Source organism: Pseudomonas sp. 5Vm1k (assembly GCF_056161485.1).
The window spans coordinates 294,218-320,245 of record NZ_JBSPCZ010000003.1 but is presented as its reverse complement, the minus strand read 5'-3'; the positions used below and the strand labels follow the sequence as shown (position 1 = coordinate 320,245).

Below are 26,028 nucleotides of genomic sequence, written 5' to 3'. Positions count from 1 at the left end.
TTCACGCCAAGGCGAGTGATCGCGATGTCGTAGCGGCGCAATGCCTTGCCGGCGTCCCATTCCAGAATTTCCGCTTCACTTACCAGGTAAATGAGCGGCACAACATCGAGGATTACTTCGATGTCGCGCTCCGAAAGAAGTCCGCCGGTTTGTTTAAAAAATCGTCGATGCGTACCTGAAGCTGTGTCCAGTCCGGCACGGTCAGCAGGTCCAGATCGGGAATCATCAGCCCGGTGCAATGGGCGGTGATGAACTCGGCGCGTTCCTTGGCGGTTTTCAGTTTCTTCATCGCCTTGGTGGCGCGCAGTACCGGCATTTCCAGGGTCAGCGCGGTCATGCTGCTGCCACCGGCGTCGAGCGGTTGCAGCAGTTGCACTTGATCGGGGTCTGCCGATTGTTCGCCCTGCCCTTCCTGCTCCAGGAAGTACGACGCCGGACGGGTCGACATCTCGTGCACGTACTGCGCAATGCTCACGTAGTCCGGGCGTTTGAGTTGGTCGAGTTCCTTGACCGACAACCCGGTGGCCAATTTCGCCAGTTCGAAAAACTGATCGTCCTCATCCTCGCCGGCACGGGCCAGGGCCTCTTTCTGCGCGGCGTAGAACAACGGTTTGAGCTGAATCTGCTCAATCTGCGCCTGATTGTCGGCGGTGATCGGCGACAGCAAGACGTGAACAGGAGGCGTCCAGGACATGAAATGAATTCCTTGGGGATCTTGGGGAGGTGTTGCGTGACGCAAGCCAGTTGAGGTGTGCAACCTGTGGGAGCGGGCTTGCTCGCGAATGCGGTGTGTCAGATACATTGATGTTGGATGTACCGCCGCTTTCGCGAGCAAGCCCGCTCCCACAAGGATTGCGTTTAACTGGTGGTGGGTGTTGCGGGGTTTACGGCAGCAGCACCGCGCGGCGGGCATCACCAAGGATGTCGACGCCGTTGAGCATGAACTTCTGAGTGCGCACGTCGATGTCGATCACCGGAATGCCGTTTTCGAGGCGGTTGTAGGTACGGCAGGACAGCACGAGCGTGGTGGTAGGCTTGTCACCCATTTTCAACTTGGCCTCTTCGAGGGATTTCAATTTGCCGCCGACGGTGTGGTAGGTGAACCAGGTGTTGCCATCCTGATCCTGGCCGGCTTCACGGACGTTCAGCAGAATGTCGTCGCCCAAGGTCACACCGAGGGCCAGCATGATTTCCGGGCCAGCGCCTTGCAGGGTCAACGTGGCATTGAGCGCTTTGGCGCTCTTGGCCATTTGCTCGGTGATAAAGCGCCCGCCGCGCATCTCTTCCATATCGAATTCAATTTTCGGCGGGGTGAAATCTTCCACAGTCGCCGACAACGGCAAGCCCTGCAGGGTGGCCGCGATGGCCTGTCTTACGCGGTTGGTAAACATTAGAGAACATCCTCCAGGAACTGCTCGATGATTTCATCGCGGGCGTTGAGTTGGTAAACCATGTGTTCGTTCGGCGCGTAGCGGCCGTAGTCGATGACGATGAACCAGGTGCCGTTCTTGTACTTCTCGACACTGTTCAATTCCGGGTGCAGGTACACGCTGCCGCCAGGGATGGTTTCGTCGGCGACCAGTGTTTGCAGCCAGTCGTTGATGCGTTTGACTTCCTGGTCCATGAACGACTTGGTCAGGTTCTTGGCCATGGCTTTCTGGCCGGCTTTTACCAACTTGCGGCTGATCGCATCTTCCAGGCCGACGTAGCTGATGAACTTGCCAGTGATCGAGCGGTTACCCAGCAGCGAGAAGCCGCCGAGAATGGTGCGGGCGTAGTAGCTGATGCCGTAACGGTTGAGCAGATCGCCCTCGGTGGAGGTGTCGAGGATGTTGTATTCCACGACCCGCGAAACGTCTTCGGCATAGGTCACCTGGTTGCCCGGGCTTTCCCATTGCTTGACCTTGGCCAGTGCGGCAATTGCCAGGCTGGAAGGCGCGAGGAAGACGTTTTTCTTCGCCGCTTTGGAGTAAACGGCCGGCATGTTGTGCACGACCAGGCAGCGGTCGAAACCGAGGTCCGCGCCGCCCAGTTCCTGGCTGTAAGTCACTTGATCAGCGACCGCGGCATCCTTGCCGTCGAGCACGACGCGGGCCTTGATGCGCTTGCCGAACGAGGCGAATTCGCTGGCCACTGCTTTAGTGCCGGTGAAGCCCGGGGCACCGATGATGGTCAGGTCTTCCGGCACACCGCTCAGCGCGGCCAGGCCCAGTTTGCGACCGGTCACTGGCTCGATGCCGCCGATCACGTTGTTGATGGTATCCGCCGGGGTGGTGCCCTCTTCGACGATGACCACGTAGACCGGCACCTTCACCACTTTGAGAATCTGGTACACCGCGTGGTACAGCGTGCCCGACTCGGCGCCAGTCGGATCGAGCAGCCCCTGAGTGGTGAAGCTGTTGATACGAAACGGCGAATTGCGCGGAATCAGCGGATCGGCTTTCGGCGCGGTGCCGACCAAACCGATGACGTTGTCACCCAGACCACCCATGGCCTCGGGGGATTCAGTGGCATTGACGGTAATGCCGTTGTGCTCGAAGTTCAAAACCTCAGCCATGGTTATTCAGCCTTCTTGGCAGCGGCCTTTTTGGCCTGGGTGGAAGTGGATTTCAGCTCCAGGCGACCGGCGCTGAGCAGGGCGTTGGCTTCGACGTCGAGCAGGTCGAGTTCCTGGCCGGCGGTCGACCAGTGACCCCGCCCGACGGGAAATGGGACGAGCACGGTGTAGGTTTGGCGTTCTGCCATTTGGGTTTCTCCAGAGACTAAAAAGCCCCATTCGATTGGGGCTTTCAGATGATGTTGGGCGTGTGACAGATAAGAAAACGCCCCGACAGTGCGGGGCGTTTATTCAGGCAGGGTTGCGAGCCATTCCGGCGCTGACGGCCGGTGTTCGCTCAAGGGCAACTCGCCGCCCACCGGCCAGATACGAAGTTCACGGCGATACGTCTGCAACTCGATGTATTGCGCCGGAGTCAGCAGCGTAGGCCACCGCTCCACCTCATCACGGTAACGGGACACAGCTTTATCAGTGGTTGCAAGCTGCATGTTTCGCCATGCCCGTTCATACCCCTCCAGTTCGGCAGGAGTAGGCCCCGGCGGATCGACCAGCACCGGATAGCCTTCATCATTCCCGACAATCATCTTGCCGCTAGACTGTCCGTCCAATAACTCAAGCCAATACTCACGCGAGATTTCAACCACATCGCTTGGCATCGTTGTATGAATGAGGGGATCATAAAAACCGCCTTCGGATTTTGAATAAAACATAGGTTCTTCCTTATTTAATAGCCAACGACTCTATACCCACCCATCTGGGTGGCTACTGTGGTCGACTGATTCCAAAACCAAAAAAATTTTGGCCTCGGTCCATAGACGAAAAGCCCCTTGGTTTGAGGAAGGGACTGTTGGGTGTTGATTAACAGATAAGAAAACGCCCCGACGGTGCGGGGCGTTATTGAGGGGCATCTATGCCAGGCGAAGCCCACGGATAGAGCGCCTGGATTTCTTTGTAACGAGTCACGCCGAACGCCCTAACCTCTTCCCAGCCCGCCTCATCCATGACCTGCATCCGCAGCGCTTCCGAGAAGTAGCGATCAGAACCGGTTAACGGGTTGGCATAGGCAGATAGGCGTAATCGCTCGTTCTCTTCAGCGGTCAATGCTTGCGGTAGCGACATAGGACTTTTGGTAATGTTGCCATTGCCGTCCAACTGCCAAATACCGTCTGTTTCCTGTGTAAGCCTCAACCACATGTCTTCATCAATATTGATCGCCGTCACCGGAATCGTGTGAACACCGCGAATCAAGCGTTCCTTGAGAATGTTGTCCTCGCCGAAAACGGCGTATTTATCGCCCATGATTTCACCTAGCATCCAATAAAAATGAAGCGGACCCCAACACTGCCCGCGCTGGGGGCCAAAGCGCCAGTTCCGGTGTATGCCAGCCAACTGAAACCAGCGTTATCAAGACTGTTGTAACTGGCATCCGAGGTGGAATAATTCCCACCGCTGGTGGCAAGATTGATTTTTGCTGCACCCAATACCGAGTTGGGAAAAGGTATGGGGTAGTTGACGCTGGAGAACCCAGTCCCGGAGTTGTTGGAGTTAACGGCGTACATCCATTGAATGACGAAACCGCCCAACCAACTGGGGAACACGATGTATCCATTAGCGGCCTTCAACATCGAAAAGCCCCACCGGAGTTTCTTCGGCGTCACAATGGCTGCATCGTCAACACCGGTATCTGTAAGTGCTTGAGTCGCAATCTTTGCTGTACCTGCCTTAGCCTCAGTCGCTTGCGTCGACAAAGCAGCAAGCGCAGCAATGTCGATGTTCCCCTGATTGATCGGAGCACTCCAGGCTTTGATGCACCACATAACAGCAAGGTTGCGAGGGCGAGTTTCACTTCCACCGGTGTTAACCGTATTACCCGCATTCACCATTTGCATGGCGAGGCCGCCATCTACGCCCGAAAGAAAGGCTCCGTTGGAAATAAGGGCGGGCGCACCGTTGATAGTGCCGGCCTGCCAGGCACCGGCCGGATCCATTGTTGCGGGGTTACTATCGAAATAACGATGGTTGTGTGCCTTGAAGGCTTCGCCCTGGAGTGTCCCGATGTCCCGGCCAGCATCTACTCCCCGTCCGTGATCCCAACCACGTAGAAACTCACCCCGAGACTCTGGTAAACGGAAATTACCGACTCCCTCATCGCCCTTGTTGTATTTGCCCGCTAGATACGCGTTCAGGTCGGGATAAGCTGCAATGCTCTTGACGCTGTTGTCCAGTTCAAGAAAGCCCAGAGGTGGCGTGCTACCCGAAAAAGCGATGATTGCCCCTACCGGCAACATCGAGGCCTGCGAGATCATCGATTCGATTTCAGGCTTGGTATACGTGTCCTTGATACCAAACCCGGCCAGCGTCTCAGGGTTCGCCCCACCGGTTGCCCGTCCGTACTTATCAACGGTCAGACTTTTGTAGGTGCCGGGTTGAATCCCCGTCCGGCCCGCCAACATTTCAAACGTCAGCGCGGTGGTATCCAGCGTAATCGGACCATTGGTGGTCAGGTGCCACAGCGAATCACCATTGGCCGCGCCCTCCTCGACCATCACGGTCAGGCCCGGCGTAACTTTCGCGCTGGTATTGGCATCATTCGTACGGGTCCAGGCGCCATTGGCTACGACCCATAGGCCGTTGTCTTTCGCCAACGTCTGAGACGCCAGCAAGACGCGATCACCCGCAACCGCCGCAACACCGTCAATTTGCTGCGCGCCGTTCAACACCACATTGGCTGTCGCCGCCACGCGAACCGACTGTTTGCCATCAAGCTTTCCGAGCTCTTCGGCGAGGTAACTCATGACCCAGGCACGAGTCGCCTTGACCACGGTGTCATCGATCAACAGCGTCACCAACGCCGCATTACTGGTCTCGAAAATCGAGCGAATGTAGAACTCTTTTCCCGAACCCGACGTCGCCAACACAGGTTTAAACGACTCTGGATATTTAACGATGGCGTACAAAATCCCGGTGTCAGTCCAGAGCCCGGCTTCACGTACATACCAACCACCGACATCCGGTGGAATAGTTACTTCAGCCAGCAACCAGCTCGGGTTTTTCTCATCCTGGAACAGCGCATTCAGCGGCCCGCGCCACACTTCGCGTTTCAGCGCGGTGGCCGTAGCGGCCGGGTTGTAGACGCTGCCAGCGCCGTCACCAACGGAAATCTGGGACAGCTTGATCGGCACGCCCGCCGCTTTGCAGGCAGTTTCGTAGGCGATCCCCGCATTGGTGAGCAGGGTGTAGTAGTCGGCCATTTAGGACCCCTGAGGATAAATAGTGGAGGTTTCGACGGCGTAGAGCCCGGCGGCCATGAAGGCCTGGCCCGAGGCTTCCAGCCCCTCGATGACAATCGGGTACACCGTGGTCAATTCACCGCACACGGTGGCGGCGCCGATGACGTGATTGCCGAAGGCGCTCAGGCCGACGGAAACAATCAAGGTGTCGCGTTCGCTTTTGGCATCTGCAAGCCGTCGGTCAAGACGCGCATCGATGTCTTCGCTGTAGGGCTGTTCGGTGAAGGCCCTGACGGAAAAACTGTAGGGCTGGCCAGCAGGTATTTGCTCGAACCAGGCGCGCACTTCAGGTCGTAGTTGCAAACCCTTGGCCGCGTTTTCCAGTGCTTTTCGAGTACCCGCCTGGCGCGCGGTGGGCCAGGCGAGCTCAACCGTCAAGCGTTTTTCCGACTCGGGTGCTTCGGTGCTCCACTCGCTGACCCCGCGATCCGCGCCGAGGTACGGCAAGAACGCCAACGGTGTTTCGGTGGGGTTCATCAACTCCGGAAACGGCGGAGTAATGCGTTCAAGCAATCTACCGAAACCGAGATCAAGCGCCCTTTCCAGCGGCGAACTGTTGGCCGGCAACAGGCTCGGGCGAGGTGTGTCTTCACTCATAACGTGTCCACCTCGACCTCGACGCCCGTGCAGTACGGGGCCTGGAACGCCGTTGTCACAATCGGCGCCAGCGGTTCAAGGATTTGCAGTTGAACCGCGCCGGCGCTGTGCAGCGTGTAGTCGATCCAGCTCGGGTCGACCCGCCCTTCCAGGCGATGACAAGAGTCGGCATACGCCTGCAACTGCTGTTGCGCGGCAACCTTGGTCAACCCGGAATCGGGACCGGCGTTGATCTTCGCGACGACGCGGATTTTGTAAGTCTTGATTTGTGCGCCTTGCACCGTCACCAGGTCCGTTTCGGGGCGTACATCAGGTCGGGCGAAATGTTGGCGAACACCGTCGAGAAGATCGCCGGACGGCGTGCCATCACCTTCACGGGCAAGCACCGTCACCATTACTTCGCCAGGCGCAGTGCGACGCCCGTTGCCATCCTTGATCTGCGCCGCAAAGCCGTCCGGGTCGAAGGTGTAGGTGGCAGTCACCACACCCGCCGCCGGGGTTTCGACCTTCACGGCCGGCCGTTCGCCGAGAGTGAAAACCTCCCGACGATACTGCATCCGCGAACCCGCTGCCGGAGCATGAGGTGCCAGGTAATAACGCAACCTGGCATCGTCGTCACTTTCGAAAACCGGAGGGATAGGTGGGAACGCCGCAGGGTCGCCCGGTTCCAGCAACTGGCGCTCAAGCCCCATGTCCGCAAGGCGTGCATCGAGGTTGCTACCCGTCGCCCACCACGCCAGCATCTGCTTGATCCGGGCGTTGTATTTGCGCTCATGGGTTTGCAGCCGTACACAAAAGGCCTCGAGGGCCAGGGTCAGCAGTTCGCTTTCATTTTCCAGGCTGACTTTGAGCTTCACTGCGCTCTCGGGAGAGCGGGCACCGACGTATTCAACGACGAAGGTCTTGAACTCTGCGAGCAGGTCTTCAAACGCTTCGACGGTGACGATGGACGGCTCGGCCAACTGGTTCTGGCCGGGGATCAACATACTCATGTCACCACCTCGAAGGTCTGTTGACGGTTTTTCCAGGTACCGGCGAAGCGCAGCAACAACCCCGCACCTTGCCGACTGGCCACAATGACCTGCGGCTCAAAATCGTCGATGCCGTTTTGCTTGTTGTAAAACGCCTGTGCCGCATGGCTCTGGGCAAGAATCAGCACGTCGTCGCCGAGGTTCTGCCCCAACAATTCAGGGAGCGTGCTGCCATACAGAGGACGCTTCTGGCGAGTGCCCAACGGCGTGGTCAGTGCCCGGGTTGCGCGCTGTACAAACTGCAGCCAGTCGTCGACGGTTGCTCCGGTGTTTCTATCGATTCCGATCATGGGAAGCTCTTTATGCGGTACTGATGACACGACCCTGGTGATCCACCAACGGGCCGCTCAGGTGCACACCGGCAGCGTCGATCAGCAAACCGACCGCGCCCAGTTGCAAGGTGATCGCCTGTGGGGACATCGCCAGTCGGGCCGGGCCGATACTCAGTTCAAGCGATTCGCGAGAACCGGTGAAGGTCGCCGGGCCGTTCTGCCAGTGCAGGACATGGCTGGCGTCGTCGTAGCTGCTTTCGCTGCCGTCCTGATACAGGCGACGGGTCAACGAGGCCTGTGTCGAGACCGGCGGAAATTGCCCGCCATTAAGGCCGAACAATGCAACCGACTGCCCGCCACCCTCGCCGCCGCCATGGTTCAGCAACAGGCATTGCTCGCCCACGGAAGGAATCCTCGACTCGCTCTGGGCCCCGGCACTCGGGTTGAAAAAGCGGATGGCCGGGCTCAGCAATTCGCCGTGGCTGACCTTGCAGGTGTTGCTGGCGGCATCGACTTCCTGACACACGCCGATCCGACAAAAACTGTCGGCGCGTCGATACAGGTCTTCAAGCTCAGTCTCCATTTGCGCCAGTCGCTCGATGATCGGGCCCAGTTGCATCCGTAGCAGCGCATCAAACATGGGCTAGTCCTCGAGGGCGGTGTATTGATCCGGGTCGTCGATGTTCGACACCTCCCAGGTCCGAGCGAATTTCGGGACGCCGGTCGGGTCCTCCAGCAGCAACGGCCCGAGGTACAGCGTCTGGGTGAATGAAACGGTCCAGGCGTTGTATTCCCGTGTGCCGCTGAGGGAGGTGGATGGCAGGCCATCGATGTCCTGCGGCAGGTCGCATTGATCGGCCGGCAGTTTCCAACGGTTATCGGTGACGAGGTTTTTCAACTCGCTGGCCAGGTCGCAAGCGGCCAGCCCGGCGGTGGGCAACACGACTTGCAATGAAACCGTCAGGACATGAGCGATGCGCCCGTTATTGGCGCGGTGACCCGGCGCATCGTGGTCGATCGCGATCAACACCCAGCTCGAATCGCCGGTGTTGTCGAAGTCTTGAAGACTACCGACCCTCACGCCAGGAACCGCGATGCGTATCACCTCGGCAATGGCGGAAACAAGCTGCGAAGGTTTTTCGATGACAACGGGCATGAGTGGCCTCCTGTGCCGCCGTTTTATTGTTGGTCCGGGTGAGAATCACGAGGCGGGACATCACAGACGCCGATACGCTTGGCAGCCCAGCGTTCGTAAAGCCCGATGGCCACGTCCGCTCCAGCCATCGCCGTCAGGCAGCCAAAAGCGCAAGCGGTCCAGATCGACACGCCGGCGGCATACAGCAACATGATTGCGGAGACCCCGCAGATCACGCAGGCCCCGGAGCGCAACGCCAGGCGCCGCAACAGCGCCCAGCCTCGGGCGCCTTCCTTGTCGGCGCGCCACATTTCGCCGGACACCCCGCCCACCAGGGCGAGGACGATGACAAGCCAGATCGGCATGTCCAGCAACGCTTGTTGCTCGTTTGTCATGTCACGCCTCCTGGGGGTGATTGATGAGTAGTCGGGCTGTGTGTTTTGCACACAGCCCGGGTGATGTCAGGCGACAAGGGTTTAAAGACGCTCAACGATCACGTTGTCGATAAAAGCGAAGTTGTTGTACGGGTTCTGTTCGTTGAAAAAAGCCAACGTTGTTTGTGCCGCGTTTGCTGTGAAGTCATAAGTGATGGTGCTCCACTCGACCGCGATGCCTTTGGCGACCGGGGTGTTAAAGGAGGCCGTTTGACCGGCCACTTTCACCTGGATGACACCGTCGCCGGAGCGACTGGCGTATCGCGAGTTGCCTGCACTAAAGGTCAATCGGTACTTGGCGCCTGGCGTGGTGGCAAAGTTCTGCTGAATGCCGCCGCCGTTGCCATAGACGTAGTTCGCCAAGTCGACAATCACCACTCCATCGGCCGCTACCGAGCCGCCGATCGAGGCCGGCATGTTGAAATACTCGGCACCGGACAGAAACGTCGTCCAGCCCGTAATGAAGTTGGTTTTTGCGGTGGTATCCAGAATGCAGCCACCGCTGCAGCCTGGCTGTTCGAAGCTGCCGTTGACCAAAAGGTTGGCGGCAACAGCGTTGCCTCCGGCGCCGAGCAGCGCAACGGACAGCAAGAGCCGGGTAATGTGTTTTTTGAAGACGTCCATGAGTTCACCTGGTGAGTTGAAAGATTGCTTGATGCCTGACGCTAGGTAGGCATTCCAAAAAGCCCGGCAATCGCCGGGCTTTTCAGTAATGCGGTCCTTCGCCTTCCTTTAATCCTGTGTACAAAAAGGAAGCTGACTTTTCGGCGCTACTGGCGCGGTACGAGTCCATTCAAATTGTTTTTCCGACCGCGGTCCCTGCCCGCCGGATAACTGCTTCTGGTGCTTTACGCTGCACACCCGGGTCAGTTGCCAACCCTCTGAACCGTTGAGGCCGGTTCATCGCTGCCTTTGTGATGGAACTAAAGAGCTTCGTTTCGAGCTGCTTTGTTGAGCGGCTTGAGACAAAGAATATGCATGTATGCATATACAGTCAATGCGTAAATGCATTTATTTATGCATGACAAATGCGCTAGCGCATGAGAGCCCCGCCAGCAAAGGCTTTGGCCATTTTCTGCAGGCGAAAAAAAACCCGCCTGGTGGCGGGTTTTATCTGAAAGTGGAGAGGTTAGCGGGCGTACATGCCCCACCAGAAGACGTGACCGAGGATGACGATCTGCTCTTCCTGGATTTCCTGGAAGGTGTAGTCCTCGTCCGGATGCTCATCGCGGTTGAAGCTGCGCAGGCGGATACCGGTCGGCAGGCGATAAAGCTGTTTCACCCGCAACTGGCCGTTATGGTTGATCGCGTACAGATCGCCATCGACGATGTCGCCGATTCCGCATTTACCGGCATTCACACCGACCGTGGCACCATCGCGCAGGACCGGCAACATGCTGTTGCCCCGTACCGTCACGCACTTTGCCTGGTCGAACTGCACGCCGTTGTGACGCAGACTGCGCTTGCCGAAGCGCAAGCTGGAGCGCTCGCTTTCTTCGATGACGAATCTTCCTGATCCAGCAGCCAATTCAACCTCGCGAAGAAAGGGGACCGACACCTCGTCGTCATCGACAGGGGTATCGTCGTCCCACAAGCTTATGTCCTTGAGTTCGGAATGTATGGGCTCGCGTCCGGCACCCGCGGCTGGCGCAACATCCACGCGCCCGCGCAATTGATCGGTGCTCACGGCGAAGTACTCGGCGATTTTCGAGATGTGCTTATCCGAAGGATCGACGATCTTCCCGCTGAGGATGCGCGAGAGTGTGGATTGAGGCACGCCGGTGCGACGGTGAAGCTCCGTGGGGGAGATCCCGTGCTGGTCGAGCAGCGCTCTTAAGACTGAAGAAACATTGCGTTTTTGCATAACGCGAATAGTGCTTGATCTTTTTACGGAAAACAAATGCAGAATTGCATAGAGAGCGCATAAAACGTAAATAAAAGCGGAATGAATCACAGGTCTTTCATGCCTGCGTCCGGCAGACCGCTCATGTTAACCTTGCGCCCATCGCGGAAAAGCCGAGCCGATGCCCCTCCTTTGCCCTACACCTTTCAACGAGTTTTCCTGATTTCCGATGAATAAAGCTATCTCCGATCTGTCCTCGCACACGCCGATTGTGCTGGAGTATTTCGGTCGTTAAGCCCCAACCTCACGTGTTTATTGAGGCTCAGCGCATTTCACCAATGCATGCATGAACGCATGACTGGCATTGAATGGCATAGATTGGCGTACGGTTTGCCCCATTTTTGCCCCACCCACGGCAGCCCCTCCTCCCTGGTTCACGGTCCCGCCAGGTAATCCTAACGATGGGCAAACCAAATCCCTCTGACAGGCAGCATTCGGCCAATAGCAGCCAATCATATTCACCTACCAGGAGGTCACCGAGGGCGTTACCCATACAGGTATTGCACATGGGCGCGTGACAGAGTAGCAAGTAATGCTAAAATGACATCATTTCCACAAGGTTTTCTATGCGACGAATTACATTACTGCTTGGCATGGCAGCCATTAGCGGGTGCGTTAGTCAGCCAGTGACGCTGAGCAACAATATCGTAAAGGCATACGACATTTTTCTGTCTCAACCTGTGGTTGCCGATACGGTATTCCGTGAAGGGGACAGGTTAAGTTTCCAGCTCGTCGCACCGAAAACCAAAGCAAAGCCTCAACGTGTTGTTGTGCAATTCGAAGCGTCTTGCAGCGTGCCGCAATTGAACGCCGCCTATATGGACTATCCGTATGGTCGGATTTATCTAAATCGCAAAGAGGGAGAGTACGTGGGTGTGCAGCCCCTGTCGTCATCGCTTTATTCCGGGCTGACAAAGAATCCAAGCTTCGTTCAAGCATGTTCTGAGATATCACTGCCTGACTGGCGAATCGTAAAAAAGACGGCAAATGATCGATGGCTAATGCTTGATAGGCAAAGCATCAAGAAGCAAGGCTCGGAAACGCTGTTTTGGGTAGCCTATGATAATAAGGAAGTACTGATGGATGCAGTACGCGGTTTGTCTCCCTCCCAAGTGCGCGAGCACTATGCCGTCGATTGCACCAAGCAAACATTTCGCCGGCTGGCCAGTTATGACGTTGATATCTTCAACAGTGTTGCCGATGGTGAAACTCCGGAAAATCCTGTGGCTAAGCTTGTAGCGGAAGCTAATGATGATAATAAGCTGTTGTTCAAAACACTGTGTATGGGTACTGAACAACTGAAGGAGCTACCAAGTTTCAGTCCGCGCTACAAACCACTTGATGTGTCTGCCCAAAATAGGATTGATGCGTCAATTATTTCTGCAATCAACGCTCTCAATCTGCAACCTGCAACCAAAAAACTGACATACATTGCAGTGAGCGAGATACCCCTCAGCAAGAGTGCAACTTCAGTTTCCTACGAAGAGAGATATTTCACCACAGATTTGGCCAGTGGACAGGTCGCTGTCGATCTACGCAGAGAAGCCGATCAGACTCATAAAGTTACTTGGCGAGGGCTGATTAATCTCGGTAGTAAAACCATTACGTTTCAACGCAAGGTGGGCACCTATAAACTCAAGAGCTTGAGTTTTTCCGGAGATTGGCAGCGTATGCCCGTTGGCTCTCTATTGAGCTACACCGCTCAGGGAGAGCTTCGCCGTTCTGATCAACCTTCGCCAGTCGCTATAGTCTTCACGGTTGAATGCACTGTAAGGCGCGAATTTAACGCCAGTGAACTCAATGCCAAATTCAGTGGTATAGCCAAGGAAATGGAGTGTATTACTAAATTCGAGAAACACCGCACGACTTATAAAATGTACTACTTGGCTGAATATGGTTACTTTTTCGATTTAAGTAATGATAAAAATACATACCCCAATAATGAACTCCGTATTTTGAGCGTTCACTGAGGACGGGCTTCGTCATGTATTTCTGTTGGGTTCAGCCCCGCCGATTTTGAAATCGCCGAATTTTCTGACAGATACCTGCCCAACGCTTAGCAGTGAGCGCCTTAAATGGAATTTAGTCGCATGGGGTAGATCCAGAGGATTGGGAAACGGTGAAAGAGACAGTGCGAGAAGTTGTGGCTAGCAGGATCAACGACGGGGCATTTTGTTCAAAAGACTTTTAATAGAACACCGCCGATTCAGGCTTGGCGAGTCATTACGCCGTTTATTGTAAAATGTCGCGACCGTCCGCTAAGGGTCGAAAGCGGGCGTCCAGCAGCTCAGATTCAAGCTGGGCACCAGCAAGTCGCGTGACTATCAATATGAACTCCGTAAATTAGCTAGCACATGACGTCCTTCACTGGACTGAGTCATGGCATTTTGCTAGTCTCAAAAGATCTAGCAAGGAAGCCTATCAAGCATGAATAAAGTAAATTTTGATCTATACAACATAACCATTGACGAATTAAAACAGTATGACCTTGGACTAATTTCAGCTTTCACAGAACTAATAAACGCCACGAACGCCTATAAAAAAATGATTGCCGTGGGCGTTGGCAGCTTTCATCAATATGACATCGCCTGGCGAGACTTCCTACAATCAATTGATCGAGCATGGAATAAAATACTAGCAAAATGTCAAAATGAAAAAAAATGGCCGAAGTTAAAATCAAAATATGAAAAAATAAGAAAAGAAGACCCTCTGCTAAAATATATATCCCAAGCCAGAAATGTATCAGAACACACTATTTCTGACGTTATAAGAGATTGGGATCCCAACCTTAAAGCAACACCCGGAGTAGGTAGCATACATCTTTCTTGGTCCCATTTTGATAGACCGCTCCTACCTGTAATAAACAGAGGAACAACTTTCAATCCGCCAAAAAAACATCTTTCAAAATCAATTGATTACTATCGAGAAAAAAGGCCCGGAGTCGAGGAGCCTAGAGTTGTTGCCGAATTGGCAATGATATTCTACGTCGAAATGGTGATGGAAATTTCAAACGAACTTTTCCCCACGAAATTTGCTACTACGCAATACAGAGTGTAGTTATATCCACCAGCCGTTTCTGGCTGTTTTCTGTCTCTTTAGCCAACGGCAGTTTTGGGTCGAATACGGTCATTGGGAAACAATTACAAGGATAGGGATTCGGCCCCCTTCTTGCGTCCCTGCATACCGCTTAAGGCCACAAAATACGGTGGTTTCATCCTTTGTTCATGGCGCTCTGCGGCTTATGGCGGCCCTGAATCTGCCCTAATTTTGCCCTAAGCCTCTTTACCACTGCCGCTGCTATGCTTGGGCTTTCTCGAAAGGAATCGACCCCATGTCAGGTGATTACTCACTACCCGATGTACTGGAAAGGATCTATGACAATCAGCTCGCCTTGGAAGCGGCGGTAATGGAGCTGACGTTGTGGGTGGACCAGAGTGCTTCGCCAGAGGTAGGCGACAATATCCGTGGAGCACTGGAAGCTATTGGGGAAAACGCTGGCCACATCAAACAGGGCCTGGCCAAACTCAGGGGTACGAATCTCGGCTAGGCATCAGCTTCCTGAGACGACTTCAGGATCGCCCAGGTAACCCTGACGATGAGCAATCTAAACTTCGATGACAGTGATCTTTCGGCCAAAAGCGGTCGCTCAAATGTGACTACTTTTGATCCTGAAGCCGCTTGAGAGTGTTCGAGATGGGCGCAAGACTGCTGCCGGCACTAATGCAGTTAACGTCGGCGGAGTTTGAAAAGCGCTATTTCCATAGTATTGAGAGTATCTAGGAAAGTCAGACGTAAGCAGTAGGCGGGCGCGATGGCTTTGCCTGATGCTGAAGCTTCATGCAACTGGTTTCTGCGCGTGGCTATGTGCACAGGTCACTACGAAGAGGCATGTGCCTTGCTGTGACGTTCTCTTCCGTGGACATCATTGTGACATTGCGCTAAGTTGTTTAGATTTTCTGTAAATCAATGGATAAAAAGCGTGAATTCGATCGCAGAACTCATCGCGCAGTACCGCAAGGATTACGACCTCTACGAGCAAGCTTGTCGGATAGTTGCCCAAACTTTGGAACCCGGCTTGAGCTCTCGCTGGTGCCTCCCATCAACTCCCGATGTCGCCGTTAAGGTACAAACGGATGTAGTGAAGCAGCTGTTCTATTAACCGAAAAGCAATTTATTTTAATTCATTAACGCAGCTTATTTTTTTGCCCAAGCACATGCTTGCAAACCTTTGAAGGGAGTGGAAAGTGTCGGGTAATCACAGATTTGTACTCGCAGTATTGCTTACCGTGGCGGCGGTAGTAGGCGCGGCGTACTACGCGTCGGGTGTAGCTGCGTTTTTCTTCGCAGTGCTTATATCAGTGATGGTGTATCTGCTACGTCCTTTAGTGATGCCGGCGGGTTATGGCAAGAACAAGATTCGAGTGCTCTGTGTCGCCGGCACTCTGGGCTTAGCGGCGGCTTGGGGAGGCTGGGCAGGATTCGCCAATGATCTACTGGCTGCGCTGTGGAACAGCCAGCAATTTTCCTCTGCGCCAGTTTGGATTAAAAGTATACGGATAAGCGATCAGCCCTCACCGTATACCCTTTTGTTCGTGTTCGCAGTAGTTTTCGTGGTCAATTATTTCATGCGTGAAGGCCCCATTGGTGGCGGACATCCAGTGCCGCTAGATAAGGACTTTCCGGAGGAGAGTTTCAAACGCAAGCTGGAAGCGTTTTGCAATGCCCTACACCTTGACCTAATAACCGCTGACCAAAAAAGTAACTGGAGTCCTGAATATTACACCGAGCTTCAGGCTGAGGTAGAGATTCTATCAAGTAATGGGGTGGCTTCCCGCAGGAAGATAGTTAACCTTCAAGAGGCTATCCGCAAGGATCGAAACGCGCAGGCTTTCTTGATACTTGGTGTTCCTGGAGCTGGGAAAAGTGTTGCTCTTCGAAAGCTTGCGCGAGATATGTTCGCTGAAGTTGGAAGTAGCCGCATCCCGATCTACATAAACCTGCGCGAATGGGTACGCGCAGATGACGAAAAGGCTCAGAGTGCACAGTTCGAAGTTGGCGAGCTGGAAACGTTCGTGATAGATAGCATTCGCCGTAGGGGAGACGTGTTTACTGAAGAGTTTGTTGATGAATACTTCCGAAAACTGTGGCGCTCTGGACGATTATTTTTCATTTTTGATTCGTTTGATGAAATGTCGGAATTATTGGACGCTGATGAAGATTCTGACGTTATTCACGCTCTTTCAGATGTAATTTCCAGGTTTATTAGAACTCACCCGCTATCGCGTGGAGTTCTAGCCTCACGAGTTTTCAGACGCCCGACTCAAGCATTTCATGCTCAAAAGCTGTTGGAGATACGGCCGTTGTCGGAAGCAAGCATTTCCGATGCACTAAGTCGATATCCAGAATTCAATAAATCGCTTCGACGAAAACTTTTCACTCAACGTCCTGACCTAATCCCGTTGGCTCGCAATCCATTTATGATGGCTCTTCTGGGTACTTGGGTTAAGGCTCAACGTGATCTGCCCATTAGTCAACCACAGATATTTGAAGGCTACATAAATTTCCGCTTGGAAGCTTGCGCCGCTAGACTAAAACGCGCAAATATTTCCGCGGAGCGAGTTAAGTTTGTCTCAATGGAACTCGCCTGGTTTGTCTTTAAGTCATCGGTGTTTGGTCTTGAAGCGCCTGTAAAACTAATCAGCCAACATTTCAAGTCTGCAGAAGTAGACGCCGTTGTAGATGTGCTTGACTATGCTCGGATCGCTCGGGTCACTCAGGGCGAGGATAAGTCCTTTGCATTCGTTCACCGACGTTTTCTTGAGTACTTCGTGACGGTCAAGTTATTGTCCCATCCCGAAGACGTTCCGATTTCTCATATTCCAACCGACTCTCGAGGACGTGATGCACTGGTGCTCTACGCCCAATTGTGCGACGAGACAGAGGCCGGCAGAATCGCACAATTGTGCTGGGATGAGATCACCACTAATTTCGGCGATCCTGATCTCAGAATTCGCGCGATCCACTGTCTAAGATTTCTGATTGATGCGTTTGGAGCGCGTAGAAACATCATCGCTCACTTTGAGGAGGCGTTAAGCACTTTCGTCATGGATCACGTTACCAAAGGCGACAGCCTGATCATGGCTAAGATCTGCTTAGAGGCCACGGGCCTGCTTTCGGAATCTCGAGCTGCGCCGGTATTAACCGCCGCGATAAGTGGTCAAGATAGTTGGTTACAGGAAACTGCATTCCGATCCTGTCGGCAGTTACCAAAATTGAATCCAGCGTTAGAGGAAAGCATTACCAGCTATGTCATGAGCATTCCGGATCTAGGCTTTTGGGCTAACCGTAAGAGCTTATTACTAAGTCTTTCTCTATCAGATGCCCTGAGAGGTGTTTACCATACTGCTCGAACGCGCTTAATCAATATGTGGATGTCGATCGGCGGCGCGGTACTGGCAGTAATACTATCCCCCGCAATGGCGGGAGCCGTACTGTTGTATTCGGCGTTCATGAGTTTGACTGGTGTTGCGATGTTGCAGCAATTAAAAAATAAGGATGGGAGTGTAGAGCGAAAAGCAAAAGCCTCAACGCACAAACTGACGTTTTCCCGCTGGCTAAATGATCGAGGTTTTCTTGATTTATTGGTAACGTTTACTCGTATGTTTGGTAGCTTTGCACTTCTGTTTACAAACTTAGTTGGATTGATGCAGAACGAGTTGCTTGCTCGTGAAAAAACAAGATGTCTGTTGCCGTTGTGTGGAAACTGGAGCGTTGAGGTTTCACTGGCTCTTATAATTTCGTCGTTACTATTGGTAGATTGGTGCCTGACCTGTAGGTTGGCCAAGGAAACCTTTAAGGTGAGCAAGCTGTTGGAAAATGTCGCCGTCGCTGCAGTCGCGGTTTTAGTATTGGGTGGAATATTGATGCTCATTCGCTGGGCAGAACGTTTCCCGGAAATATTGGTGATATTTAGATATGTTGGGCTCGCGATAGGCGGGGGCGCGATGGCTTTTGTATTTGGAGGGTTATGCGTAGCCGCTTGGAAAAGCCTCAAAGATACAAGATCATTACGGTCAATTTCCCTTCCGACTATATTGGCCCGCAGTGAAATTGCTCGAATCTTTTCTGGGCTAGCCACTTCCTATGGAAAACTTCGATTCGTTCGATCGCTCGAGCGAGAGCGCATCACAGCAAGCGGCGCTTGGCCCTCCGAATTTAAACTATCCGTCGGCCAAGGTGAACCGATGTGCGCACTTGCTCGCCTTGAAGAGCGATGGCTTCGTCTAGATCGCTAGGCTCAGTGAAGACCACATCTAAGCCAGACCTTACCGTTACGGAGCATATAAGACATGTCAAACATCGTCGCATGGACCCTGTTCGCCTTGGGCGTCTTCCATATTCCTTTCGGTATTATCAAGTTCAAAACAGCATTCACCGCCGCTGTAGACTCTGGCTTCGTTGATCAATTCAAAGCGCACGAAGATCGGCGTACTGCCCTCTGGTTTACCATGTTGGGACCGCTTTTTATGCTCGCAGGGCAGACAGCGATTCACGCCGTAGCCGTTGGCGATCTCACGCTACTTAAAATTGTTGGCATCTATGTGCTGATGATCTCGATCATTTGCGTCATTGCTGTTCCAAAATCGGGATTCTGGGCAACGCTGCTGGTTTCTCCGCTGATCATCGCGGCAGGGTATGGTTTGTACGCCTGACAAACGGTTCAAGGCATTAGCCTCACACACTCGTATCTCGCGAGGGCCTCAACCAAGCAGGAAATGACACGCGCCGAAAAGGCTGTGAATGATGCCTGTGATTGATGGCTAGGCCTTTCCGTGCACATCACTATTTGCAAGCCACCTCCCACAGCTGATCAAGCCTGGTCGTATAACTCTGGCTCATCATCTCCCGGCGCATGCCCCAGTCGGGGTTTGTGGGCACGCTGGCGGCTCGAAGCGTCCCTCTGCCCCACCGCCCATTGATCTGATCCAGCACCGCCATTACCCGTGTCGCCTCGGCGGGCTGGGAGGTGGCGAACAGATCGTCCGTGTATTCACCCTGCTGGCACAGGTTCAGCAGCATCACCTCGGCCTTGCTGTAGTTGAATCCCAGGCGGAACACCCGATCAAGTGCGTCGACTGCCGCCTTGGTCAGCAAACGAACGTCGTCCGTCGGGTACGGCAAGTCAACCACCACACCATTCGCGTATTTGGCTTCCTCGGGATTAAACATGCCGGTGCGGATGCTGACGCGGACCTTCTTGCACAGGGATTTCTGGGCTCTGAGCTTTTCCGAAGCCCGCATCATGTACGTGGCCACGGCCTCCTTGATTGGCGGCAGTTCCTTCAATCGTTTACCGAACATCCGGCTGCAGCAAATCTCCTGTTTCGGCGGGTCTGGTTCATCCAGTTCCAGGCACGGCGTGCCGGCCAGTTCCCGCGCCGTCTTCTCGATGACGACGCTGAAATTCTTGCGCAGCGTCCACGCGTCGGCCTTGGCCAGGTCCATGGCAGTTTTAATACCCATGGCATTCAGGTGCATCTTCATACGTCGCCCTACCCCCCAAACCTCGGCCACGTCAGTATTGCGAAGCACCCAATCGCGTTTCACCTGGTCGCAAATATTCACGACGCCACCGGTCTGGGCCTGTAAGCGTTTTGCCGTGTGGTTGGCCAGCTTGGCCAAGGTCTTGGTGGGAGCGATGCCAACGCCGACCGGGATGCCTGTGCAGCGCAGCACCTGGCTACGAATCTGTCGGCCGAGCACGTCCAGGCCCTCAATGCCTGTGAGATCGGCAAAAGCCTCATCAATGCTGTACACCTCGACCGCGGGAACTAACGTCTCAATCAAGGTCATGACCCGCTCGCTCATGTCACCGTACAGGGCATAGTTCGACGAGAACGCGACGATGCCGTATTGCCGCAGCTTGTGCTTGATCTGGAAATACGGCTCGCCCATCTTCACAAAGGGCTTGGCATCGTAACTGCGCGCGATGACGCAACCGTCATTATTGGACAGAACCACGATGGGCACCTTGGCCAGGTCTGGGCGGAACACACGCTCGCAACTGGCGTAAAAGCTGTTGCAGTCAATCAGACCAAACACCGGCAGCGACTTAGACATGGCTGCGCACGCTGCCGGTGATCACGCCCCAGATTGAAAGCTCGTCACCCTCAAGCACATATCGCGGTGGATATTTAGGGTTTTCCGACAGCAGGATTACGTCCTTGCCCCGAAAGCACAGGCGCTTGCAAACCGGGTCGTTATTCAACAATGCCACCACGATGTGGCCGTGGGCCGGCTCAAGCGACCGGTCGACTATCGCCAGGTCACCCTCAAAAATCCCAGCACCCTGCATGCTTTCCCCGATGATTGTCACCAGGTAGACGTGCGGCGCGCGGATATTCAACACCTCATCCAGTGATATGTGCGCCTCGATGTGATCTGCCGCCGGAGATGGAAATCCAGCCGGCACCTGAAACAGACATAGAGGTAGCTTTCGACCACCCACCGCAATAGGGCCTAGAATTGAAAAGCTCATGACGCACGACTTCCGATACTGTACGAATGTACAGTTAACTTTCAGAGCGGCTTGCGGTCAATTTCTGTAGGAAATATCTGATAGGCGGGCAAGCTATGTGCGGACGACTTTCGCAATACAGCGGCATCCACGACTTCGTTGCAGCGTTGAGCATGCCCAACGCCCTGATCAATAACACCGGCGATCAGCCCTTCGAGCGCTACAACGCCGCACCGACAACTCAGCTCGCTATCTTCCACCAGGAAGGCCAATACCTGCACGCCGACATGGTGCGCTGGGGGTGGCGCCCACACTGGGCCAAAGATCGCGCGGCGCCGATCAACGCCCGGGTCGAGAAGGTCGCCCACGGCCCATTCTTCCGCGCAATTTGGCCGCACCGGGCGATCATCGCCATCGACAACTGGTTCGAATGGGTGGATGAAGGTGGACCGAAGAAGCAGCCCTACCTGATTCGCCGGAAGGATCGAGCACCGATACTGTGCGCCGCGATTGGTCAGTACCCGAACTCCGAACATGCCCCCAGCGAGCACGATGGCTTTGTCATCATCACCGCCGACAGCGCCGGCGGTATGGTGGACATCCATGACCGGCGCCCGGCGACGCTATCGCCGGAGCTGGCCCGGGAATGGCTAGCCCCGTCACGCCCAAAGAACGTGCCGAACAGATGGTGTTGCTGCAGGGAGAGCCAACTGAGGCGTTCGAGTGGTTCCAGGTGGATCGCGCCGTGGGCAACGTTCGCAACCATGGGCCGGAACTAATCGAGCCCAAAAGCAAGGTTACCGGTGGCGACGAAAAGGGGAATGGCTGAGGTGGACCACTGCCTTCAGCGCGACATCCAATAAATGACAAGCACCACGACAGACACCCACACGAGCGTAATCAGAAAGGAAAGCCCGGCCAGTTGTCTGTTCATAGAATTATATCAATTTGGTGGACGGTAATGATGAAACACATAGGTCACTGGCAATACTAGTTTAGTGCCAGAAAACCATTGACACAGAACGGGCTAAATAAGTTTTATTCAGCTTTTAAAATAACCCCCCCAGCGCGGCTGGCTCCCAGTTCATGATCACTAGTTCACCGCTGACCTCGGCCTTCCCCTGCCGCTGGTTGGTATTGCAGTAACGGATGTCGAGCGTCTCAAAGTGAAAGCCTTCGAACACGCGACGGATGTCCGGGTGGTCGTTGATGCTGACCATTACCTTTCCTTTGCAACGGCGCATAAAGTCGGCCATCCGCTCGTAGTTCTCGAACGGAAAGTCCACGCCATAACCGGCGGTCTGCCAGTAAGGCGGATCCATGTAGTGGAAGGCGTGGGCGCGGTCGTAGCGTTCAACGCATTCAAGCCAGGGGAGGTTTTCGACGTAGGTGCCGGACAGGCGCTGCCACGCGACCGAGAGATTTTCCTCGATCCGCAGCAGGTTGATGGCCGGAGCAGTGGTCGCCGTGCCGAATGTCTGCCCGGTGACCTTGCCGGCGAAGGCATGCTGCTGCAGGTAGAAGAATCGGGCGGCGCGCTGGATGTCGGTAAGGGTTTCGGGGCGGGTCATCTTCTGCCACTCGAACACTTGGCGAGAACTCAGCGCCCATTTGAATTGGCGAACGAATTCTTCCAGATGGTTCTGCACGACGCGATACAGCGTGACTAGGTCGCCGTTGATGTCGTTGAGGACTTCAACTGGCGCGGCTTGGGGTCGCATGAAGTACAGCGCGGCACCGCCGGCAAAGACTTCAACGTAGCATTCGTGAGGCGGAAAAAGCGGAATGAGACGGTCGGCAAGGCGGCGTTTGCCGCCCATCCAAGGGATGATGGGTGTAGACATGAGAGCAAGACCTTTTACTGTATGGATAAACAGGTGCCAGGCTCGCCGCGCTTCGTGCACGGAGTAAGAGCCTTGGCTGGACTTGCAGGGACAATCTGCAGGGACGGCGGTCGGGTTGGATGTTGACGCATCCAGCCCGGCCGCTCTTTTTTCACTTCGGTGTTGAGACTTCTTTGGCGTAGGCCTGACAGGCCGCCAAGGCGATCAGTCCTTGATCGCCGGCATCGGTGATGCCGATAATTCGTTGAGCATGTGCTGGGTCAAGTTGGACTCTTGTGGGGCCATGAACCACGCCGCCGGGGGTGGTGGTGGCTGGCATAGGGTCACCACCGGCAACAGTGGTGGCGTCGAGTAGGACTGACGGGCACTCATCAGGATTTGCAGGCGGTGTTTGTACTTAACAAGCTCTTGCATACACTCGAAAATCAAGTTTAAAAGTTCAGTAAAACGACGGACAGAAAAATATTCATATAGAAAGATAACTATCAACTAAATCCCAAGTTTTCTTTAGAAGCTCTTCATATTGATCAGCATCGACTAGCGAAAGACTTCCATGTCGAGGCCCCGCCGCCAACTTGCTAAACCACCTAATTTGATCCTCACTAAAGTTATTAGCCTCCCGAAATACAATCCACTTTTGATTATCGTTAACACTGACACCACTGACAGCACAGTAGTGCTGTTTAAGTGACTCTATAGCTCGATAGCAATAAAATGCCGAGTCCTCCCGATAACGCATAGCCGAAGACAAATCACTTAGAGCTCTATGAATTAAAGCACCATGCTCACCCATTTGAAGGGCGCGTATTTTTCCTATAGAAACCTCCAACTCTCCTAAATTTCTTCGCCCATAGATTACAGAATTATCTGCTCCGTAAACCCAATCAATCTGCCTTTCCTGATTTATCAATCTGGTAAGCTGAAAATCAAATGTACAACCAACTAAAAATGAATAAACGTATAACTGATCAACAACAAGATAAGTTGCGATATTCTTCAAGTCGACAATCGACATTTCGCGCTCGACTTCCAGCCACAACGCCACTTGATTAAATAGAATCGAAATCTTCGCAGAGCAAAAGCCACCACTAGATAGATGCTGCCCTTTTACTTTCCACTCAGCATCTAATCTAGCGCGTTCCGGCAACACTATTCCTTGAAAAAAATAGTTCTCCATCAAATCAATCCCAAGATTAACTATAAGTTGATTGATGATAGTCTACCTATTAGGTCTTTGTGAGATTCCCCCTGCGTATGCCTGGCAAGCCGCCAGTGCGATCAATCCCCGATCGCCGGCATCGGTGATGCCGATAATTCGTTGAGCATGCGCTGGGTCAAGTTGGGCTCTTGTGGCGCCATGAACCACGCCGCCGGTGGCGGTGGTGGCTGGCATTGAGTCGCCGCCGACAACAGCTGTGGCGTCGAGTAGGACTGACAGGCGCAGATCAGCAGTGGCAAGGCGGTCGCGCAGGCGACCTTGATCACGTTGGGCATCGCTCAGGACTCGGTAATGGGTTTGTTCACTGACTGAAAGCCGTTGCTCCAGCGCCAGACGTTTGTCCTGCTCGGCCTGTTGCTGGGTCGCCGCTGCCAAGGTCTGTTGGTTGAGGGCCTCCGCCTGCAGGCGCGCTTGTTGTTCAAGCTGCAAGCCGTAGCGCCAGTCCTGAGCCTGCCAGGCCAGCGCGGCAGAGCCACCGGCCAACGCGGCCAGCAGCACGCCGTTGGCCAGCAGCCGATACGGCGCCGGGATCAAGTCGACGAGACGCATAGCACCGCCCTCGCCCGCTTCCACAACTCCAACCGATTATCCAGCCCATTGAGGCCACCGTTGATCTTGCGGGTGATCGCCTCGAACTCGTCCCGATCCGCCAGCGCGTTCAGCTCGCGCACCCACCAGAACCATGCGGCCGACTCGGCGGCCCATTGCGGCAGCTCCAGCAACTCAGGAGTGCGCAGCAATCGCTCGTCGCCAAACAACGCGAGACTACAGCGCAGGTAATTGTTATGGCCGGTCACCTGAATCAGGCCGCGACCGCGATAGCGCTGGCCATCGCCGTCCGCTGCCGGCGTGTTGCCCAGGTTCGCAGCCAGATTGCCGGTGTCGTACTTGCTCAGATACTGATCGCCGCCCAGTTCGCGGACGTACTGCAGCTGACCCGACTCATGGCCAATCTGCGCGAGGAACGCCGCCTGGCGTTTCGGTGTGTTGATCTGCCGGTGGACCATCGCCGCATTGAGGACGGATACAAAAACGCCCGCTTGGCGGCGGGCGTTCGGCATGATGCGTTGCAGCTGTTGTTCAGTGACGGGCATATAAAACTCCAGACGTAAAAAAACCGCACTCAGGCGGCCATGGGATGCGTTACAGCTTCTCGATGCTTACCACCTTGAGCGGCGGTTTCGCGGCTTTCTTTTTCTTGCCTTTTGATTTTCCTCCCTTACCGGCATTGCACTCGACCGTGGTCGACCAGCCGGATTGGGTGAATACCTGCTCGACCGAATCCGCCAGGTACTCGCCATCGAGGCCGACCTTGAACCCCTGGGCGTTGATCGGCCGCTCGGCAAAGATGTCCGTCCGGCCGGGCATCTCCAGACGCACGTCGGCGGTCGAGCGATTGAACGCCGCCAAGCGTGCCTTGGCGGCCGACTCGGCGGCGGTCTTGTTCGGGTAGATATGGCGGTCGGTGTGCACCGCCGGCAAGCCATCCGGGGCGTCGTCGTTGTCGATGGTGACCACCGCCAGCTTGCCGTCCTTCTTGTTCTGATGTTTGGTCGCCACGGCCTTGTGCGAGTTGCGATCCCCGAGGCTGAACTGCCAACGGCTGAGGTCGCTCTTCGTCAGGGTGATCGCGCCGAACGTCTTGCCACTGGCGGTCTGGCCACCTTGACGCGGCATCACCAACAGCTTGCCGTCGGCGACCTTGGCCGTGCAGTCGTATTGCTTGGCCAGGCGCGTGATGAAATTAAAATCGGACTCGTTGAGCTGATCCACCCGGGCAACTTTCGTCGTCACTGGGCACACCGGCTGCCAGCCATTGCGCGCGGCGATGTCGGCCACGATCTTCGACAGCGGTACGTCCTCCCAACTCCCGCTACGGATGGTCTTGCCACTGCCGCGCATGTCGCTGGCCTTGCCCTTGATCACGATGGTGTCCGGCGGCCCCGACACCTCGACCGTGTCCACCGCGTAACGCCCCAGGCGAGCCAGGGACGTTTCGGCATAGCCCAGGTAGATCTCGATTGAGCTGCCACGCCGAGGCAGCTTTACCTGCCCATCACGGTCATCGATGCGCAACTCGAACTCGTCGGAGTCCATGCCCGGCTTGTCAGAGGTGCGCAGCAACAATAGCCGATCATTGATCAGCGCCGTGATATCGGCGCCGTCGGCGACGATTCGAAAGGTGGGTGTCATGGATTCTGTCCAAAAAAAAGCCCGCACAGGGCGGGT

Annotated in this window: 27 protein-coding genes and 2 pseudogenes; 6 read left to right on the top strand and 23 right to left on the bottom strand. The window is 54.8% G+C overall.

What is annotated here, in order from left to right; genetic code table 11:
* Positions 1-112 precede the first annotated feature (112 nt).
* From ACWIKB_RS08000 to ACWIKB_RS07930, 15 genes are all read right to left on the bottom strand, one after another.
* Positions 113-694 (bottom strand): phage tail assembly protein, encoded by a 582-nt coding sequence (locus ACWIKB_RS08000; protein WP_475266096.1) that lies wholly within the window; start codon positions 692-694, stop codon positions 113-115.
* Positions 695-884: 190 nt separating this feature from the next.
* On the bottom strand, positions 885-1,391 hold the full coding sequence (locus ACWIKB_RS07995) for a phage major tail tube protein (RefSeq protein WP_475266095.1): 507 nt from the start codon (positions 1,389-1,391) through the stop codon (positions 885-887).
* Entirely contained in the window at positions 1,391-2,557 is a 1,167-nt protein-coding gene (locus tag ACWIKB_RS07990; protein WP_475266094.1) for a phage tail sheath protein, read from the bottom strand. Before ACWIKB_RS07990 ends, ACWIKB_RS07995 begins: the two co-directional genes overlap by 1 nt.
* A gap of 2 nt (positions 2,558-2,559) precedes the next feature.
* Positions 2,560-2,745 carry a hypothetical protein gene (locus ACWIKB_RS07985; protein WP_475266093.1) on the bottom strand — a complete coding sequence of 62 codons (186 nt, stop codon included), beginning with the start codon at positions 2,743-2,745 and terminating at the stop codon, positions 2,560-2,562.
* A gap of 99 nt (positions 2,746-2,844) precedes the next feature.
* Positions 2,845-3,267: a phage tail protein gene (locus ACWIKB_RS07980; protein WP_475266092.1), complete on the bottom strand. Its 423-nt coding sequence runs from the start codon at positions 3,265-3,267 to the stop codon at positions 2,845-2,847.
* 184 nt (positions 3,268-3,451) lie between these two features.
* A complete protein-coding gene (locus ACWIKB_RS07975; RefSeq protein WP_475266091.1) occupies positions 3,452-3,856 on the bottom strand; it encodes a hypothetical protein in 405 nt (134 codons plus the stop codon).
* 8 nt (positions 3,857-3,864) lie between these two features.
* Entirely contained in the window at positions 3,865-5,808 is a 1,944-nt protein-coding gene (locus tag ACWIKB_RS07970; protein WP_475266090.1) for a phage tail-collar fiber domain-containing protein, read from the bottom strand.
* Positions 5,809-6,444: a phage tail protein I gene (locus ACWIKB_RS07965; protein ID WP_475266089.1), complete on the bottom strand. Its 636-nt coding sequence runs from the start codon at positions 6,442-6,444 to the stop codon at positions 5,809-5,811.
* Positions 6,441-7,436: a baseplate J/gp47 family protein gene (locus tag ACWIKB_RS07960; RefSeq protein ID WP_475266088.1), complete on the bottom strand. Its 996-nt coding sequence runs from the start codon at positions 7,434-7,436 to the stop codon at positions 6,441-6,443. Before ACWIKB_RS07960 ends, ACWIKB_RS07965 begins: the two co-directional genes overlap by 4 nt.
* Positions 7,433-7,765, bottom strand: a complete 333-nt coding sequence (locus ACWIKB_RS07955) for a phage baseplate protein (RefSeq protein ID WP_123511936.1) — start codon at positions 7,763-7,765, stop codon at positions 7,433-7,435. Before ACWIKB_RS07955 ends, ACWIKB_RS07960 begins: the two co-directional genes overlap by 4 nt.
* A 10-nt stretch (positions 7,766-7,775) precedes the next feature.
* Positions 7,776-8,387, bottom strand: coding sequence for a phage baseplate assembly protein V (locus ACWIKB_RS07950; protein ID WP_475266087.1), 612 nt, complete (start codon positions 8,385-8,387; stop codon positions 7,776-7,778).
* Between the two features lie 3 nt (positions 8,388-8,390).
* Positions 8,391-8,903, bottom strand: coding sequence for a hypothetical protein (locus tag ACWIKB_RS07945; RefSeq protein WP_475266086.1), 513 nt, complete (start codon positions 8,901-8,903; stop codon positions 8,391-8,393).
* 23 nt (positions 8,904-8,926) lie between these two features.
* Positions 8,927-9,277: a phage holin family protein gene (locus ACWIKB_RS07940; protein ID WP_475266085.1), complete on the bottom strand. Its 351-nt coding sequence runs from the start codon at positions 9,275-9,277 to the stop codon at positions 8,927-8,929.
* Positions 9,278-9,358: 81 nt separating this feature from the next.
* A complete protein-coding gene (locus ACWIKB_RS07935; RefSeq protein ID WP_475266084.1) occupies positions 9,359-9,940 on the bottom strand; it encodes a DUF642 domain-containing protein in 582 nt (193 codons plus the stop codon).
* A gap of 505 nt (positions 9,941-10,445) precedes the next feature.
* Entirely contained in the window at positions 10,446-11,180 is a 735-nt protein-coding gene (locus ACWIKB_RS07930; protein ID WP_401323426.1) for a LexA family transcriptional regulator, read from the bottom strand.
* Between the two features lie 605 nt (positions 11,181-11,785).
* Between ACWIKB_RS07930 and ACWIKB_RS07925 the strand changes: the two genes are divergently transcribed.
* From ACWIKB_RS07925 to ACWIKB_RS07905, 5 genes are all read left to right on the top strand, one after another.
* Positions 11,786-13,189, top strand: coding sequence for a hypothetical protein (locus tag ACWIKB_RS07925; protein WP_475266083.1), 1,404 nt, complete (start codon positions 11,786-11,788; stop codon positions 13,187-13,189).
* Positions 13,190-13,646: 457 nt separating this feature from the next.
* Positions 13,647-14,276, top strand: a complete 630-nt coding sequence (locus ACWIKB_RS07920) for a hypothetical protein (RefSeq protein WP_475266082.1) — start codon at positions 13,647-13,649, stop codon at positions 14,274-14,276.
* 274 nt (positions 14,277-14,550) lie between these two features.
* Entirely contained in the window at positions 14,551-14,766 is a 216-nt protein-coding gene (locus ACWIKB_RS07915) for a hypothetical protein (RefSeq protein ID WP_475266081.1), read from the top strand.
* A gap of 697 nt (positions 14,767-15,463) precedes the next feature.
* Entirely contained in the window at positions 15,464-18,514 is a 3,051-nt protein-coding gene (locus tag ACWIKB_RS07910) for an NACHT domain-containing protein (RefSeq protein WP_475266080.1), read from the top strand.
* Positions 18,515-18,568: 54 nt separating this feature from the next.
* The gene (locus tag ACWIKB_RS07905) at positions 18,569-18,931 is read left to right on the top strand and encodes a DUF6463 family protein (RefSeq protein ID WP_475266079.1); all 363 of its coding nucleotides are present in this window, start codon (positions 18,569-18,571) and stop codon (positions 18,929-18,931) included.
* A gap of 130 nt (positions 18,932-19,061) precedes the next feature.
* Here ACWIKB_RS07905 and umuC read toward each other — a convergent pair whose 3' ends face one another.
* Positions 19,062-20,339, bottom strand: coding sequence for a translesion error-prone DNA polymerase V subunit UmuC (gene umuC, locus ACWIKB_RS07900; protein WP_475266078.1), 1,278 nt, complete (start codon positions 20,337-20,339; stop codon positions 19,062-19,064).
* Positions 20,332-20,757, bottom strand: coding sequence for a LexA family protein (locus ACWIKB_RS07895; protein WP_475266077.1), 426 nt, complete (start codon positions 20,755-20,757; stop codon positions 20,332-20,334). The genes umuC and ACWIKB_RS07895 overlap by 8 nt, the downstream gene beginning before the upstream one ends.
* 95 nt (positions 20,758-20,852) lie before the next feature.
* Here ACWIKB_RS07895 and ACWIKB_RS07890 point away from each other — a divergent pair.
* Positions 20,853-21,565, top strand: a pseudogene (locus ACWIKB_RS07890) (SOS response-associated peptidase family protein).
* 220 nt (positions 21,566-21,785) lie between these two features.
* Here the strand turns inward: ACWIKB_RS07890 and ACWIKB_RS07885 are convergent.
* The 6 genes and pseudogenes from ACWIKB_RS07885 to ACWIKB_RS07860 all read right to left on the bottom strand — a co-directional run bounded on the left by ACWIKB_RS07885 (position 21,786) and on the right by ACWIKB_RS07860 (position 25,992).
* Complete coding sequence (locus ACWIKB_RS07885) at positions 21,786-22,580, bottom strand: DNA adenine methylase (protein WP_475266076.1); 795 nt, start codon at positions 22,578-22,580, stop codon at positions 21,786-21,788.
* A gap of 151 nt (positions 22,581-22,731) precedes the next feature.
* Positions 22,732-22,941: pseudogene (locus ACWIKB_RS07880) on the bottom strand (lysis protein); the annotation flags it as partial.
* Positions 22,942-23,046: 105 nt separating this feature from the next.
* Positions 23,047-23,757, bottom strand: coding sequence for a DUF8168 domain-containing protein (locus tag ACWIKB_RS07875; RefSeq protein ID WP_475266075.1), 711 nt, complete (start codon positions 23,755-23,757; stop codon positions 23,047-23,049).
* Positions 23,758-23,799: 42 nt separating this feature from the next.
* Complete coding sequence (locus ACWIKB_RS07870) at positions 23,800-24,348, bottom strand: lysis protein (protein WP_475266074.1); 549 nt, start codon at positions 24,346-24,348, stop codon at positions 23,800-23,802.
* Entirely contained in the window at positions 24,330-24,893 is a 564-nt protein-coding gene (locus tag ACWIKB_RS07865; RefSeq protein ID WP_475266073.1) for a glycoside hydrolase family 19 protein, read from the bottom strand. The genes ACWIKB_RS07870 and ACWIKB_RS07865 overlap by 19 nt, the downstream gene beginning before the upstream one ends.
* Before the next feature lie 49 nt (positions 24,894-24,942).
* Positions 24,943-25,992, bottom strand: a complete 1,050-nt coding sequence (locus ACWIKB_RS07860) for a phage late control D family protein (protein ID WP_475266072.1) — start codon at positions 25,990-25,992, stop codon at positions 24,943-24,945.
* Positions 25,993-26,028 lie beyond the last annotated feature (36 nt).